Annotated in this window: 15 protein-coding genes; 14 read left to right on the top strand and 1 reads right to left on the bottom strand. The window is 70.2% G+C overall.

What is annotated here, in order from left to right:
- Positions 1-27: 27 nt before the first annotated feature.
- The 8 genes from ACYVO6_RS00560 (at position 28) to nusB (ending at position 6,969) form a co-directional block, all read left to right on the top strand.
- Positions 28-285 carry a hypothetical protein gene (locus ACYVO6_RS00560; RefSeq protein WP_461056389.1) on the top strand — a complete coding sequence of 86 codons (258 nt, stop codon included), beginning with the start codon at positions 28-30 and terminating at the stop codon, positions 283-285.
- Between the two features lie 169 nt (positions 286-454).
- The gene (gene aroC, locus ACYVO6_RS00555; RefSeq protein ID WP_461056388.1) at positions 455-1,639 is read left to right on the top strand and encodes a chorismate synthase; all 1,185 of its coding nucleotides are present in this window, start codon (positions 455-457) and stop codon (positions 1,637-1,639) included.
- Entirely contained in the window at positions 1,636-2,154 is a 519-nt protein-coding gene (locus ACYVO6_RS00550) for a shikimate kinase (protein ID WP_461056387.1), read from the top strand. The genes aroC and ACYVO6_RS00550 overlap by 4 nt, the downstream gene beginning before the upstream one ends.
- Entirely contained in the window at positions 2,151-3,251 is a 1,101-nt protein-coding gene (gene aroB / locus ACYVO6_RS00545) for a 3-dehydroquinate synthase (RefSeq protein ID WP_461056386.1), read from the top strand. Before ACYVO6_RS00550 ends, aroB begins: the two co-directional genes overlap by 4 nt.
- 162 nt (positions 3,252-3,413) lie before the next feature.
- Positions 3,414-4,313, top strand: coding sequence for a Pro-rich N-terminal domain-containing protein (locus ACYVO6_RS00540; RefSeq protein WP_461056385.1), 900 nt, complete (start codon positions 3,414-3,416; stop codon positions 4,311-4,313).
- Positions 4,314-4,779: 466 nt separating this feature from the next.
- Positions 4,780-5,910, top strand: a complete 1,131-nt coding sequence (locus ACYVO6_RS00535) for a M24 family metallopeptidase (protein ID WP_461056384.1) — start codon at positions 4,780-4,782, stop codon at positions 5,908-5,910.
- Positions 5,911-5,968: 58 nt separating this feature from the next.
- Entirely contained in the window at positions 5,969-6,535 is a 567-nt protein-coding gene (gene efp / locus ACYVO6_RS00530; protein ID WP_165340553.1) for an elongation factor P, read from the top strand.
- Positions 6,536-6,537: 2 nt separating this feature from the next.
- On the top strand, positions 6,538-6,969 hold the full coding sequence (gene nusB, locus ACYVO6_RS00525; protein WP_033321789.1) for a transcription antitermination factor NusB: 432 nt from the start codon (positions 6,538-6,540) through the stop codon (positions 6,967-6,969).
- Between the two features lie 158 nt (positions 6,970-7,127).
- On the opposite strand, the gene bldD is transcribed toward nusB, so the two are convergent.
- A complete protein-coding gene (bldD, locus tag ACYVO6_RS00520) occupies positions 7,128-7,628 on the bottom strand; it encodes a transcriptional regulator BldD (RefSeq protein WP_033321790.1) in 501 nt (166 codons plus the stop codon).
- A gap of 264 nt (positions 7,629-7,892) precedes the next feature.
- Between bldD and pyrR the strand changes: the two genes are divergently transcribed.
- The 6 genes from pyrR (at position 7,893) to carB (ending at position 15,937) form a co-directional block, all read left to right on the top strand.
- Positions 7,893-8,465 carry a bifunctional pyr operon transcriptional regulator/uracil phosphoribosyltransferase PyrR gene (gene pyrR / locus ACYVO6_RS00515; protein ID WP_033321791.1) on the top strand — a complete coding sequence of 191 codons (573 nt, stop codon included), beginning with the start codon at positions 7,893-7,895 and terminating at the stop codon, positions 8,463-8,465.
- Positions 8,466-8,586: 121 nt separating this feature from the next.
- Positions 8,587-9,621, top strand: coding sequence for an aspartate carbamoyltransferase catalytic subunit (locus tag ACYVO6_RS00510; protein ID WP_461056383.1), 1,035 nt, complete (start codon positions 8,587-8,589; stop codon positions 9,619-9,621).
- A 5-nt stretch (positions 9,622-9,626) separates the two neighbouring features.
- Positions 9,627-10,913 carry a dihydroorotase gene (locus ACYVO6_RS00505; protein WP_461056382.1) on the top strand — a complete coding sequence of 429 codons (1,287 nt, stop codon included), beginning with the start codon at positions 9,627-9,629 and terminating at the stop codon, positions 10,911-10,913.
- Positions 10,910-11,488, top strand: coding sequence for a PH-like domain-containing protein (locus ACYVO6_RS00500; protein ID WP_461056381.1), 579 nt, complete (start codon positions 10,910-10,912; stop codon positions 11,486-11,488). Before ACYVO6_RS00505 ends, ACYVO6_RS00500 begins: the two co-directional genes overlap by 4 nt.
- Entirely contained in the window at positions 11,485-12,636 is a 1,152-nt protein-coding gene (carA, locus tag ACYVO6_RS00495; protein ID WP_461056380.1) for a glutamine-hydrolyzing carbamoyl-phosphate synthase small subunit, read from the top strand. The genes ACYVO6_RS00500 and carA overlap by 4 nt, the downstream gene beginning before the upstream one ends.
- Positions 12,629-15,937, top strand: coding sequence for a carbamoyl-phosphate synthase large subunit (gene carB / locus ACYVO6_RS00490; protein WP_461056379.1), 3,309 nt, complete (start codon positions 12,629-12,631; stop codon positions 15,935-15,937). Before carA ends, carB begins: the two co-directional genes overlap by 8 nt.

Genomic DNA, 15,937 nt, shown 5'->3' with positions numbered 1-15,937 from the left:
AGGGGGCGGGACCGAGGGGGAATCTTCATGACCACGCAGGCTTCCTGGAAGTCGGAAATCTTCCAGGCCACGCTGAATTTCCTGCCGGATTGGCTGCAGTACACGGCGATCGGACTGGCAGTCGGCGGCTTTATCGTTTTCCGGGTCGTCAAGTGGCGCCGCGGACGCGCCCTCCGACGAGCGCTCGGCCCGATCACGCCCATCCCCGATGCGCCGGACGGGGCGCGCGGCGCCGACTATCTCGGTGCGTACGCGCCCCAGCAGCGCGACGACGCCACGACCTGACCGGGTCGCGTCCGCCTGATGGACCTGCGCCCGGCCCTTGGGAGCGGACGTGGGAGGATCGACAGTGGCGGGCCAGGGCCGCGCACCCGGTCGCGCCGTCGCCGTACGCGAGGACGCGCGTACGCACAGGCAGTACGCAGTACCAGGGCGCGAGTATCGAGGAGCACCGTTGAGCAGGTTGCGCTGGCTGACCGCGGGGGAGTCCCACGGTCCCGCACTTGTCGCGACGCTGGAGGGACTTCCCGCCGGCGTGCCGATCACCACGGAGATGGTGGCGGACCACCTGGCACGGCGGCGCCTTGGCTATGGGCGCGGCGCGCGGATGAAGTTCGAGCGCGACGAGGTCACCTTCCTGGGCGGTGTCCGGCACGGGCTGACGCTCGGCTCGCCCGTCGCGATCATGGTGGGCAACACCGAGTGGCCCAAGTGGGAGCAGGTCATGGCGGCCGACCCCGTGGACCCGGCCGTGCTCGCCGAGCTGGCGCGCAACGCGCCGCTGACCCGGCCGCGGCCCGGTCACGCGGACCTGGCGGGCATGCAGAAGTACGGCTTCGACGAGGCCCGGCCGATCCTGGAGCGGGCGAGTGCGCGGGAGACCGCCGCCCGCGTCGCGCTCGGCGCGGTGGCGCGCTCGTACCTCAAGGAGACGGCCGGCATCGAGATCGTCTCGCACGTCATCGAACTGGCCGCGGCGAAGGCGCCGTACGGTGTCTACCCCAAGCCCTCCGACGTCGAGAAGCTCGACGCGGACCCGGTGCGGTGCCTGGACGAGGACGCGTCGAGGGCGATGGTCGAGGAGATCGACCAGGCCCACAAGGACGGCGACACCCTCGGCGGTGTGGTCGAGGTGCTGGCGTACGGAGTGCCGGTGGGCCTGGGCTCGCATGTGCACTGGGACCGGCGGCTGGACGCGCGACTCGCGGCCGCGCTGATGGGCATCCAGGCGATCAAGGGTGTCGAGGTCGGCGACGGCTTCGACCTGGCGCGGGTGCCGGGCTCGCAGGCGCATGACGAGATCGTGCAGACCGACAAGGGCATCAGGCGGGCCTCCGGCCGCTCGGGCGGCACCGAGGGCGGGCTGACCACGGGTGAACTGCTGCGCGTACGCGCCGCGATGAAGCCGATCGCGACCGTGCCGCGCGCGTTGGCCACCATCGATGTGGTGACCGGTGAGGCGGCGAAGGCGCACCACCAGCGTTCGGACGTCTGCGCCGTCCCGGCGGCCGGCATCGTCGCGGAGGCGATGGTCGCGCTGGTGCTGGCGGACGCGGTGGCGGAGAAGTTCGCCGGCGACAGCGTCACCGAGACACGGCGCAATGTCACCTCGTACCTCGAGAACCTGGCGATCCGATGAGCGCAGGACCTGTGGTCGTGCTCGTCGGCCCGATGGGTGTGGGCAAGTCGACGGTGGGTGCGCTGGTCGCGGAGCGGCTCGGGGTCGGCCACCGGGACACCGACGAGGACATCGTGGCCGCCGAGGGGCGCACCATCGCGGACATCTTCGTCGAGGAGGGCGAGCAGGCCTTCCGCGCGATCGAGAAGCGCGCGGTGCATCAGGCACTGGCCGAGCACGAGGGCGTACTCGCCCTGGGCGGCGGCGCCATCCTCGACCCCGACACCCGGGCGCTGCTGGCCGGACTCCCGGTCGTGTACCTCTCGATGGACGTCGAGGAAGCGGTCAAGCGCACCGGTCTCAACACCGCCCGGCCGCTGCTGGCGGTCAACCCGCGCCGCCAGTGGCGCGAGCTGATGGAGGCCCGCCGCCACCTGTACACCGAAGTCGCCCGTGCGGTCGTCGCCACCGACGGCCGCACCCCTCAGGAGGTCGCCCAAGCGGTCCTCGACGCCTTGGAGTTGAAGCAGGCATGAGCGAGCAGGACCAGACGGTGACCCGGATCCAGGTCGGCGGTACGGCCGGCACCGAGCCGTACGAGGTGCTGGTGGGCCGTCAACTCCTTGGTGAACTGGGCGGGTTGATCGGCCCCAGGGTGAAGCGTGTCGCGATCGTCCACCCGGAGGCGCTGGCCGAGACCGGCGAGGCGGTCCGGGCCGATCTGGCGGGGCAGGGCTTCGACGCGGTGGCCATCCAGGTGCCCAATGCCGAGGAGGCCAAGACGGCCGAAGTCGCCGCGTACTGCTGGAAGGCGCTGGGGCAGTCCGGCTTCACCCGCACCGACGTGATCGTCGGCGTGGGCGGCGGCGCGACCACCGACCTGGCCGGGTTCGTGGCCGCGAGCTGGCTGCGCGGAGTGCGCTGGATCGCGATTCCGACGACCGTACTGGCCATGGTGGACGCGGCGGTCGGCGGCAAGACCGGCATCAACACCGCCGAAGGCAAGAACCTGGTGGGCGCCTTCCACCCGCCCGCCGGGGTGCTCTGTGACCTGGCTGCCCTCGACTCGCTGCCGGTCAACGACTTTGTGTCCGGGCTCGCGGAGATCATCAAGGCCGGGTTCATCGCCGACCCGCGGATCCTGGAGCTGATCGAGGCCGATCCTGAAGGGGCACGCAGTCCGGCCGGTCCGCACACCGCGGAGCTGATCGAACGCTCTATCAAGGTCAAGGCCGAGGTGGTCTCCTCCGACCTGAAGGAGTCGGGGCTGCGCGAGATCCTCAACTACGGCCACACCCTGGGCCACGCCATCGAGAAGAACGAGCGCTACCAGTGGCGGCACGGCGCCGCCGTCGCCGTCGGCATGCACTTCGCGGCCGAACTCGGCCGCCTGGCAGGCCGGTTGGACGACGAGACCGCCGACCGGCACCGCACGATCCTGCAGTCCGTGGGCCTGCCGCTGCACTACCGCTACGACCAGTGGCCCAAGTTGCTGGAAACCATGAAGGTCGACAAGAAGTCCCGTGGCGACCTGCTGCGCTTCATCGTCCTGGACGGCCTGGCCAAGCCCACCGTCCTGGAGGGCCCCGACCCGGCCGTCCTCCTCGCCGCCTACGGCGAAGTGGGCGATTAGCTCCACAGGAGATCACTTCACCCGATTTGCCTTGTGTCCATGGGCACTTCGGACCGACCCCGGCCGTTCACCAAACGGCGGCCGGGGACGGTACCGTTCGGTAGGGAGCGGGGCAGGTGTTCCGCTGCCAGCGCCAAGAGACACGAGACGGAGTGGCACCGGATGCAGCACGCAGTGGGGTCTCCGCTGCCGCCGCCCCACCAGCCGGGGCAGGAGCCGGCCGCAGGCTGGTCGCCGGCCGCGCAACACCCGGGCGCGCACCCAGGTGCCCCCATGGGTCCCCCCGCGGGGCCCGCGCCCATGAACCCCCCGCCGGGTTTCGCCGGACCACCCGGACCCGCCGCGCCACACCCTCCGGGGCACGCGCCCGCCCCGCAGCATCACGCGCCGCCGCAGCACGCGCCCGCGCCGATGCCGGACACCACGGGGCATGTGCAACTGCCGCCGGGCGGCCCCGTCGCGATGCCGAGCCCGCCGCCCGCCGCGGGCACGCCCGACCCCACGTCCACCACGCTGGCCGTGCTGCTCATCGGTCCCGCCGGCGCCGGCAAGACGAGCGTCGCCAAGTACTGGGCCGACCACCGTCGGGTCCCCACCGCGCACATCAGCCTCGACGACGTACGCGAATGGGTGCGCTCGGGCTTCGCGGACCCGCAGTCGGGGTGGAACGACCACTCGGAGGCGCAGTATCGCCTCGCCCGCCGCACCTGCGGCTTCGCCGCGCGCAACTTTCTGGCCAACGGCATCTCGTGCATCCTGGACGACGCCGTCTTCCCGGACCGGCCGGTCGTCGGTCTGGGCGGCTGGAAGCGGCACGTGGGCCCCGGCCTGCTGCCGGTCGTGCTCCTTCCCGGCCTCGAGATAGTCCTGGAGCGCAATGCCGAGCGCTCCGGAAACCGCCGCCTCACCGATGAGGAAGTCGCCCGCATCCATGGCCGGATGGCCGGCTGGTACGGGTCCGGGCTTCCCATCATCGACAACTCCCAGCTTGACGTTCCCACGACGGCGCGTGTGCTCGACGATGTGCTGGCCCGGTCGATTGCGAGCCCGCCGCAGTGGTGAGCAGGGGGTTTCCTTTCCCCAGCCCCGCCCCTTCCCGAAACTGGGGGCTGCGCCCCAGGCCCCCCGCCAGGGGATGGGGGTGACACGTCGTGTCGCAGCTGCGGGTGCGTTGTGGCTGGTCGCGCAGTTCCCCGCGCCCCTGAAGGGCGCTCCCTGGAGCCGTCAGCTACGACGGACCCGTCACTTGCCCACCGGCGGGAGGGGCCGTGGGCCGGTGCGTCGTATGCCCGTCGCCTAGGTTCTGTCTCAGGCCACCCGCACCCTGTACCAGCAAAGGGCCGTACGCCCCGCCTGCGACGGGCTGACGCACCGGCCCACGGCCCCGCCCCACCCACCGGACCCCAAGGGGCGCGGGGAACGGCGCGAGCAACCACAACGCACCCGCAGTCGCCCAACCGCCGGAGGCAATCCCCACCCGGCCCAACCTGAACCGGCACTATCCGCCCACCCCTCGTACGCTCGGACCATGTCAGAGGTGTACGCGGCCCGCCGCGAGCGGCTACGGGAGCGATGTGCGGCAAGCGGCAGCGCCACCGCGCTGGTGTCCCGCCCCGCCAACGTCCGCTACCTCGCGGGCGCAGCCCCCCGCGGCGCCGTTCTGCTGCTGGGCAAGGGAACGGACCTGATGCTGTGCCCGGGCGCGAGCCCGCTCGGCGCGCACCCCGACGACGAGCGCCCCGACGAAGCCCTGCGGATCCAGACGCTGCCGGGAGCGGGCGACGGCCGCGACGGCCGCGGCGATCCAGCCGTCGCCGCGGCCGACCTCGCCGCGGCACGGGGCGCCGAGTCCCTCGCCGTCGAGGAACACCACCTGACCGTGGCCCGCCACAGAGCCATCCGCTCCGTGGCACCCCGCCTGCGCCTGACCGACCTCGGCGGCGCCGTTGAGCAGCTACGCGTCATCAAGGACGAGGAGGAGATCTCCCGCCTACGGATCGGCGCCGAGATCGCCGACCAGGCGCTGAGCGAACTCCTCGAATCGATCCTCGTCGGCCGCACCGAACGCCACCTCGCCCTGGAGCTGGAGCGCCGCCTCGTCGACCACGGCGCCGACGGCCCGGCCTTCGCGACCTCCGTCGGCACCGGCCCGAACTCGGGGCGTCGCGGCCACCGTGCCACCGACCGGCGGGTGGAGGAGGGCGACTTCCTCTCCGTATGCCTGGGGGCGAACTACCGCGGCTATCGCTGCGAGATCGGCCGTACGTTCGTGATCGGCACCTCGCCCGCCGACTGGCAGATCGAGCTGTATGACGTCGTCTTCGCCGCCCAACGGGCCGGCCGCGAGGCGCTCACGCCCGGCGCCGAGTACCGCGATGTGGACCGCGCCGCCCGGCAGGTGCTGGACTCCGCGGGGTACGGGCACGGCTTTTCTCCGCTGACCGGGCACGGTGTAGGGCTCGAAATCGATGAGGACCCTCAGCTGGCCCCCGCGGCCATGGGTAAACTGGACGCTTGCGTGCCGGTCACCGTCGAACCGGGGGTCCACCTCCCGGGCCGGGGCGGTGTCCGGATCGATGACACGCTCGTCGTACGCCCTGAGGCGGACGGCGGACCCGAGCTACTCACCATCACGACCAAGGAGCTGCTCGCGCTCTAGCTTCGCGCTGTGCGCCTGCCCCGGGGTCGTCCACGTCAGTCCAGGAGATTCCGCAACCGTGGCTTCCACGAACGACCTCAAGAACGGCCTGGTGCTCAAGCTCGAAGGCGGCCAGCTCTGGTCCGTCGTCGAGTTCCAGCACGTCAAGCCCGGCAAGGGCCCGGCCTTCGTGCGCACCAAGCTCAAGAACGTGCTCTCCGGCAAGGTCGTCGACAAGACGTTCAACGCCGGCGTCAAGGTCGAAACGGCCACCGTCGACAAGCGCGACATGCAGTTCTCGTACATGGACGGCGAATACTTCGTCTTCATGGACATGGAGACATACGACCAGCTCCACGTCGACAGGAAGGCCGTCGGTGACGCCGCCAACTTCCTGGTCGAGGGCTTCACCGCGACCGTCGCCCAGCACGAGGGCGAGGTGCTCTTCGTCGAGCTGCCGGCCGCCGTCGAGCTGACCATCCAGGAGACCGAGCCGGGCGTCCAGGGTGACCGCTCCACCGGTGGCACCAAGCCCGCCATCCTGGAGACCGGCCACCAGATCAACGTGCCGCTCTTCATCACCACCGGCGAGAAGATCAAGGTCGACACCCGCTCGAGCGACTACCTCGGCCGGGTGAACAGCTAACCGTGGCTGCCCGCAACACGGCCCGCAAGCGCGCCTTCCAGATCCTCTTCGAAGGTGACCAGCGCGGCGTGGACGTCCTGACGGTCCTCGCGGACTGGATCCGGCACTCCCGGACCGACACCCGGCAGCCGCCGGTGAGTGAGTACACGATGCAGCTTGTCGAGGGCTACGCGAAGTACGAGCGACGCATCGACGAGCTCATCGCGCAGTACGCGGTCGACTGGACGCTGGACAGGATGCCGGTCGTCGACCGCAACATCCTGCGCCTCGGCGCGTACGAGCTGATCTGGGTCGACGAGACTCCGGACGCCGTCGTCCTCGACGAGATGGTCCAGCTCGCGAAGGAGTTCTCCACGGACGAGTCCCCGGCCTTCGTGAACGGTCTCCTCGGCCGCTTCAAGACCCTGAAGCCGTCGCTGCGCCGGGACGAGTAGCACCACAGGTCGTCACGGAGGGCCCGCAGCACCGGCTGCGGGCCCTCCGGCGTGTTCTGCGCGGGCCGATACAGTCGGCACAAAGCCGTCGGGGTGGGCCGGAACGTTCAGGTTCCGGTCCACCCCGACGGCACGTTTCTTCACGGGGCCGACGCCAGTCAGCCCTCCTCGTGGGAGACCGCGCGGCGCGCGTCCGCGTCCAGGACACCCCAGTTGATCAGCTGCTCGGTGAGGACCGAGGGGGACTGGTCGTAGATGACGGCGAGGGTGCGCAGGTCGTCCTGGCGGATGGAGAGCACCTTGCCGTTGTAGTCGCCGCGCTGGGACTGGATCGTGGCGGCGTAACGCTGCAGCGGGCCCGCCTTCTCGGCCGGGACGTGGGCCAGCCGCTCCAGGTCCAGGACCAGCTTCGGCGGCGGCTCGGCGGCGCCGCCCGGCGTGGTGCCCGGCAGCAGCTCCTGCACCGGAACGCCGTAGAAGTCCGCCAGCTCGGCGAGGCGCTGCACGGTCACGGCGCGGTCGCCGCGCTCGTACGAACCGACCACGACCGCCTTCCAGCGTCCCTGGGACTTCTCCTCGACGCCGTGGAGGGAAAGGCCCTGCTGGGTGCGGATCGCGCGGAGCTTGGCCCCGAGCTGTTTGGCGTATTCGCTGGACATATAGCTCCCCGGACACTGTGTCGACGTGCGGTTTTGCCGCGCGGCTGGTGACTCACTGTGAGGTTACGCAGCGTTACTCTCCCCCGTCAAGCCGAATGGTCACGCCCGACCCTTACGTGCCAGCCCGGGAGAAGTGACGTCAGGTGGTGGGCGAGTGACTCCAGGGGGGTGATCAGGGCCGTTGCCGGGCTGGTAGCGTTGGTGGCGCAATTCCGACGTCCTTTAAGGTCCGTCCCGTGAGGCGGAGAAGGAGGTCCGTCTCGTATGGACACGCAGCAGTCCGATGCCCGGCCCGTGCTCGAAGGCCCGGACATCGCGCGGGTATTGACCCGCATCGCCCACGAGATCGTCGAGCGCGCCAAGGGCGCCGACGACGTGGTGCTTCTCGGCATTCCGACGCGGGGCGTCTTCCTCGCCCAGCGGCTCGCCGCCAAGCTCGAGGAGATCACCGACCGCAAGATTCCGGTCGGTTCGCTCGACATCACCATGTACCGCGACGACCTGCGCATGCACCCGCCGCGTGCGCTGGCCCGCACCGACATCCCAGGTGACGGCATCGACGGCCGTCTGGTCGTCCTCGTCGACGACGTGCTCTTCTCCGGCCGCACCATCCGCGCCGCGCTCGACGCGCTGAACGACATCGGCCGCCCGCGCGCCGTGCAGCTCGCGGTCCTCGTCGACCGGGGCCATCGCGAACTCCCGATCCGCGCCGACTACGTCGGCAAGAACCTCCCCACGTCGCTGCGGGAGACGGTCAAGGTCCTGCTCGCCGAGGAGGACGGTCGCGACACCGTGCTGCTCGGCGCCAAGCAGGCCTCACCGGGCGCGCAGCAGTAGCACTCCGGCGTACGCCCCTGCCGTAAGCCCCCGAGTGCGCCCGCGCGTGCCCGCCTGCCCGGCTGCGACCTCCCGCCGGGCCCTCGCCTCCCGAACTGAACTGCCTTACGGAGCCTGACAGATGCAGCGTCATCTCATCTCGGCCGCCGACCTCACCCGCGACGACGCCGTCCTGATCCTCGACACCGCCGAGGAGATGGCCCGGGTCGCCGACCGGCCGATCAAGAAACTGCCGACCCTGCGCGGCCGCACCGTCGTCAACCTCTTCTTCGAGGACTCGACCCGTACCCGGATCTCCTTCGAGGCCGCCGAGAAGCGCCTCTCCGCAGATGTGATCAACTTCACAGCCAAGGGGTCCAGCGTCTCCAAGGGCGAGTCCTTGAAGGACACCGCCCAGACCCTGGAGGCGATGGGCGTCGACGCCGTCGTCATCCGGCACGGCGCCTCCGGAGCCCCGTACCGCCTCGCGACCTCCGGCTGGATCGACGCCGCCGTCATCAACGCCGGCGACGGCACCCACCAGCACCCCACCCAGGCCCTGCTCGACGCCTTCACCATGCGGCGCCGCCTCGTCGGACGGGACGCCGGGCTCGGGCAGGACCTCGCCGGCAAGCGCATCACGATCGTCGGCGACATCCTGCACGGCCGGGTCGCCCGCTCGAACGTCGACCTGCTGCACACCCTCGGCGCCCAGGTCACCCTCGTCGCCCCGCCCACCCTGCTGCCGGTCGGCGTCGAAACCTGGCCCTGCGAGGTGTCGTACGACCTCGACAGCACGCTGCCCAAGTCCGACGCGGTGATGATGCTGCGCGTCCAGCGCGAGCGGATGAACGCGGCCTTCTTCCCGACCGAGCGCGAGTACTCGCGGCGTTACGGCCTCGACGGCGACCGTATGGCGCGGATGCCCGAGCACGCCATCGTGATGCACCCCGGGCCGATGGTCCGCGGCATGGAGATCACCGCAGAGGTCGCCGACTCCGACCGTTGCACCGCCATCGAGCAGGTGGCGAATGGTGTCTCCATTCGCATGGCGGTTCTGTACCTGCTCCTGGGCGGCAATGAGCCCGCCGTCACCCACAGCCGCCCACCCGTCTCCCACCACCACCCTTCCAACGAGCGCTCCGCGCACACCATTTCTGCGGACGAGGAGAAGTAAGAAAGATGAGCAAGATCCTTATTCGTGGTGCGAAGGTGCTCGGCGGCGAGCCGCAGGACGTCCTGATCGAGGGCGACACCGTCGCCGAGCTGGGTGTCGGGCTCTCCGCCGAGGGAGCCGAGGTCGTCGACGCCGAAGGCAAGGTGCTTCTGCCGGGTCTCGTCGACCTCCACACCCACCTGCGCGAGCCCGGGCGTGAGGACTCCGAGACCGTCCTGACCGGTACGCGGGCTGCCGCGAGCGGCGGTTACACGGCCGTGTTCGCCATGGCCAACACCTTCCCGGTCGCCGACACCGCCGGTGTGGTCGAGCAGGTCTACCGGCTCGGCCACCAGCACGACTACTGCGACGTGCAGCCCATCGGCGCCGTCACCGTCGGCCTGGAGGGCAAGAAGCTCGCCGAACTGGGCGCCATGCACGAGTCGGCGGCCGGCGTCACCGTCTTCTCGGACGACGGTAAGTGTGTGGACGACGCCGTGATCATGCGGCGCGCGTTGGAGTACGTGAAGGCCTTCGGCGGCGTCGTGGCCCAGCACGCGCAGGAGCCCCGCCTCACCGAGGGCGCCCAGATGAACGAGGGCGTCGTCTCGGCCGAGCTGGGGCTCGGCGGCTGGCCCGCCGTCGCCGAGGAGTCGATCATCGCGCGCGATGTGCTGCTCGCCGAGCACGTGGGGTCCCGGGTGCACATCTGCCATCTGTCGACCGCCGGTTCGGTCGAGATCGTGCGCTGGGCCAAGTCCCGCGGCATCGACGTGACCGCCGAGGTAACCCCCCACCACCTGCTCCTCACCGACGAGCTGGTCCGCTCGTACGACCCGGTCTACAAGGTCAATCCGCCGCTGCGTACCGAGCGCGACGTGATGGCCCTGCGCGAGGCGCTCGCCGACGGCACGATCGACATCGTCGCCACCGACCACGCCCCGCACCCGCACGAGGACAAGGACTGCGAGTGGGCCGCGGCGGCCATGGGCATGGTCGGCCTGGAGACCGCGCTGTCCGTGGTCCAGCAGACGATGGTCGACAGCGGACTGCTCGACTGGGCCGGCGTCGCGGACCGGATGTCCTTCAAGCCCGCCCGGATCGGCCGGGCGACGGGACACGGCCGTCCCGTCTCGGCAGGTGAGCCCGCCAACCTCACGCTGGTCGATCCGGCATACCGTGGGACCGTGGACCCCACGGGCTTCGCGTCGCGCAGCCGCAACACTCCGTACGAGGGTCGTGAGCTGCCGGGCCGTGTCACGCACACATGGCTGCGGGGCCGCGCCACGCTCGTCGACGGGAAGCTCGCGTGACACCACTGACGCAACTGACGTACGCCGCGGAACAGAAGTCGGCGGAAGTGACCGACTGGGCCGCCCGCATCGGCTGGCTCGTGGGCCTCGCGCTCTTCGTCGCCCTCGTCTACTGGCTGATGCGCGAGGGCTGGAAGTGGCGCGGCACGCTCCAGGGTGATCTGCCCGAGCTGCCCGAAGCGCCGGACGAGCCCGGGCCGGTGAAGCTGACGATGAGCGGCCGCTATCACGGCTCGACGACCGCCGGTCAGTGGCTCGACCGCATCGTGGCGCACGGTCTGGGCACCCGCAGCCGGGTCGAACTCACGCTGACGGACGCGGGCCTCGATGTCGTACGCCCCGGAGCGGCCGACTTCTTCGTACCTCTTGAGGCCTTGCGGGAGGCCCGGCTCGACAAGGGCATCGCGGGCAAGGTCCTCACCGAGGGCGGTCTGCTGGTCCTCACCTGGGAGCACGGCGACAGGCTGCTCGACTCCGGGTTCCGCTCCGACCACGCGGCCGAGCACAACGAGTGGGTCGAGACCCTGAACCAGATGATCAACAAGGACAGCAACAAGACGGAAGGCGCACGATGACCACCTCCACCCGGGGAGCCTCCAGAACTCCCGCCGTACTCGTCCTGGAGGACGGCCGGATCTTCCGCGGCCGCGCCTACGGGGCCGTGGGGGTGACCTTCGGAGAGGCCGTCTTCTCCACCGGGATGACCGGCTACCAGGAGACCCTCACCGACCCCTCGTACCACCGCCAGGTCGTCGTGATGACAGCTCCGCACGTCGGCAACACCGGCGTCAACGACGAGGACCCCGAGTCGAAGCAGATCTGGGTCGCCGGCTATGTCGTACGCGACCCCGCGCGCGTGCCCTCCAACTGGCGCTCCCGCCGCTCGCTCGACGAGGAGCTCGCCCGGCAGGACGTCGTCGGGATCTCCGGCGTCGACACCCGGGCGCTCACCCGCCACCTGCGCGAGCGCGGCGCCATGCGCGTCGGGATCTTCTCCGGGAACGCGCTGCCCGACGAGGGCACGATGCTCGCCGAGGTGCGCCAGGCCCCCGAGATGAAGGGCGCCAGCCTCTACGAGGAGGTCGCCACGACTGAGGCGTACGTCGTCCCCGCCATCGGCGAGAAGAAGTTCACCGTCGCCGCCGTGGACCTCGGCATCAAGGGCATGACCCCGCACCGCATGGCCGAGCGCGGCATCGAGGTGCATGTGCTGCCCGCCACCGCGACCGCCGAGGACATCTACGCGGTCGGACCCGACGGCGTGTTCTTCTCCAACGGACCCGGCGACCCGGAGAAGGCCGAGCACCCGGTCTCCGTGATGCGCTCCGTTCTCGAGCGCAAGACCCCGCTCTTCGGCATCTGCTTCGGCAACCAGATCCTGGGCCGCGCCCTCGGCTTCGGCACGTACAAGCTGAAGTACGGCCACCGGGGCATCAACCAGCCCGTACAGGACCGTACGACCGGCAAGGTCGAGGTCACCGCGCACAACCACGGTTTCGCCGTCGACGCGCCGCTCGACCGCGTCAGCGACACCCCCTACGGGCGTGCCGAGGTCTCGCACGTCTGCCTGAACGACCAGGTCGTCGAAGGGCTCCAGCTGCTCGACCAGCCGGCGTTCAGCGTCCAGTACCACCCCGAGGCGGCAGCGGGCCCGCACGACGCGGCCTACCTGTTCGACCGCTTCGTAGAGCTCATGGCAGAAAAGGGAGCCCAGCGTGCCTAAGCGCACCGATATCCAGTCCGTCCTGGTCATCGGCTCCGGCCCGATCGTCATCGGCCAGGCCGCCGAGTTCGACTACTCCGGCACCCAGGCCTGCCGTGTCCTCAAGGCCGAGGGCCTCAGGGTCATCCTCGTCAACTCCAACCCCGCGACGATCATGACCGACCCGGAGATCGCCGACGCGACGTACGTCGAGCCGATCACCCCGGAGTTCGTCGAGAAGATCATCGCCAAAGAGCGGCCGGACGCGCTGCTGCCCACCCTGGGCGGTCAGACGGCCCTCAACACGGCCATCTCGCTGCACGAGGCGGGAACGCTCGACGAGTACGGCGTCGAGCTGATCGGCGCCAATGTCGAGGCGATCAACAAGGGCGAGGACCGCGATCTCTTCAAGGAGGTCGTGGACGCGGTGAAGGGGAAGATCGGGCACGGCGAGTCCGCACGGTCGGTGATCTGCCACTCCATGGACGACGTCCTCAAGGGCGTCGAGACGCTCGGCGGTTACCCCGTCGTGGTCAGGCCCTCCTTCACCATGGGCGGCGCCGGTTCGGGCTTCGCGCACAACGAGGACGAGCTGCGCCGCATCGCCGGCCAGGGGCTCACCCTCTCACCGACCACCGAGGTGCTCCTGGAGGAGTCGATCCTCGGCTGGAAGGAGTACGAGCTGGAGCTGATGCGCGACAAGCACGACAACGTCGTGGTCGTCTGCTCCATCGAGAACTTCGACCCGATGGGCGTGCACACCGGCGACTCGATCACCGTCGCCCCGGCGATGACGCTCACCGACCGCGAATACCAGATCCTGCGCGACATCGGCATCGCCGTCATCCGCGAGGTCGGCGTCGACACCGGCGGCTGCAACATCCAGTTCGCGGTGAACCCCGAGGACGGCCGGGTCATCGTCATCGAGATGAATCCGCGCGTGTCCCGGTCCTCGGCGCTCGCCTCCAAGGCGACCGGCTTCCCGATCGCCAAGATCGCCGCGAAGCTCGCCGTCGGCTACACCCTGGACGAGATCCCGAACGACATCACCGAGCAGACCCCGGCGTCCTTCGAGCCGACGCTCGACTACGTCGTCGTGAAGGCGCCTCGCTTCGCCTTCGAGAAGTTCCCGCAGGCCGACTCGACCCTGACGACGACCATGAAGTCGGTCGGCGAGGCCATGGCCATCGGCCGCAACTTCACCGAGGCGCTGCAGAAGGCGTTGCGGTCGCTGGAGAAGAAGGGCTCGCAGTTCACGTTCGTCGGGGAGCCCGGCGACAAGAAGGCCCTCCTGGAGGAGGCGATCCGGCCGACCGACGGGCGGATCAACTGCGTCATGCAGGCCATCCGCGCGGGCGCGACCCAGGAGGAGGTCTTCGAGTCGACGAAGATCGACCCGTGGTTCGTCGACCAGCTGTTCCTCATCAAGGAGCTCGCGGACGAGCTGGCGGCCGCCGACAAGCTGGACCCGTCGCTGCTGGCGGAGGCCAAGCGCCACGGCTTCTCCGACGCCCAGATCGCCGAGATCCGCGGTCTGCGCGAGGACGTCGTGCGCGAGGTCCGGCACGCGCTCGGCGTGCGCCCGGTCTACAAGACGGTCGACACCTGCGCCGCCGAGTTCGCGGCGAAGACGCCGTACTTCTACTCCTCGTACGACGAGGAGAACGAGGTCGCACCCCGTGAGAAGCCCGCCGTCATCATCCTGGGCTCCGGGCCCAACCGCATCGGCCAGGGCATCGAGTTCGACTACTCCTGCGTCCACGCCTCCTTCGCGCTCAGCGACGCGGGCTACGAAACCGTGATGGTCAACTGCAACCCGGAGACCGTCTCCACGGACTACGACACCTCCGACCGGCTGTACTTCGAGCCGCTCACGCTGGAAGACGTGCTGGAGATCGTCCACGCGGAGTCCCTGGCCGGGCCGATCGCTGGTGTGATCGTGCAGCTCGGCGGCCAGACTCCGCTCGGTCTGTCGCAGGCGCTGAAGGACAACGGCGTCCCGGTGGTGGGCACACCGCCCGAGGCGATTCACGCCGCCGAGGACCGTGGCGCCTTCGGCCAGGTGCTCGCCGAGGCCGGACTCCCGGCGCCGAAGCACGGCACCGCGACGACCTTCGCGGGCGCCAAGGCCATCGCGGACGAGATCGGCTACCCCGTCCTCGTACGGCCCTCGTACGTGCTCGGCGGGCGCGGCATGGAGATCGTGTACGACGAGACGCGACTGGAGGCGTACATCGCCGAGTCGACCGAGATCTCCCCGTCGCGCCCGGTCCTGGTCGACCGCTTCCTCGACGACGCGATCGAGATCGACGTGGACGCGCTGTACGACGGCCACGAGCTGTACCTCGGCGGCGTCATGGAGCACATCGAGGAGGCCGGGATCCACTCCGGCGACTCGGCGTGCGCGCTGCCGCCGATCACGCTGGGCGGCTTCGACATCAAGCGGCTGCGGGCCTCAACCGAGGCCATCGCGAAGGGGGTTGGCGTCCGCGGACTGATCAACATCCAGTTCGCGATGGCGGGGGACATCCTGTACGTCCTCGAAGCCAACCCGCGTGCCTCGCGCACCGTCCCCTTCACCTCCAAGGCGACCGCGGTGCCGCTCGCCAAGGCCGCCGCCCGGATCTCGCTGGGCGCGACCATCGCCGAACTGCGAGCCGAGGGAATGCTCCCGGCGAGCGGTGACGGCGGCACGCTGCCGCTCGACGCGCCGATCTCCGTCAAGGAGGCCGTCATGCCGTGGTCGCGCTTCCGCGACATCCACGGGCGCGGCGTCGACACCATCCTCGGCCCGGAGATGCGCTCCACCGGTGAGGTCATGGGCATCGACTCGGTGTTCGGCACGGCGTACGCCAAGTCGCAGGCGGGCGCGTACGGTCCGCTGCCGACCAAGGGCCGCGCCTTCATCTCCGTCGCCAACCGCGACAAGCGCTCGATGATCTTCCCGGCGCGTGAACTGGTCGCCCACGGCTTCGAGTTGCTCGCCACGTCCGGCACGGCCGAGGTGCTCAAGCGCAACGGCATCAACGCCACCGTCGTACGCAAGCAGAGCGAGGGCACCGGCCCGAACGGCGAGCGGACGATCGTCCAGCTCATCCACGAGGGCGAGGTCGACCTGATCGTCAACACGCCGTACGGCACCGGTGGCCGCCTCGACGGCTACGACATCCGTACGGCCGCCGTGGCCCGCTCCGTGCCCTGCCTGACGACCGTGCAGGCGCTTGCCGCCGCCGTGCAGGGCATCGACGCGCTCAACCACGGGGACGTGGGTGTCCGTTCGCTCCAGGAACACGCGGAGCATCTGACGGCGGCGCGGGACTGA

It is taken from the genome of Streptomyces pseudoechinosporeus, from assembly GCF_054783935.1.
This window is presented reverse-complemented; position numbering and strand designations above follow the sequence as displayed.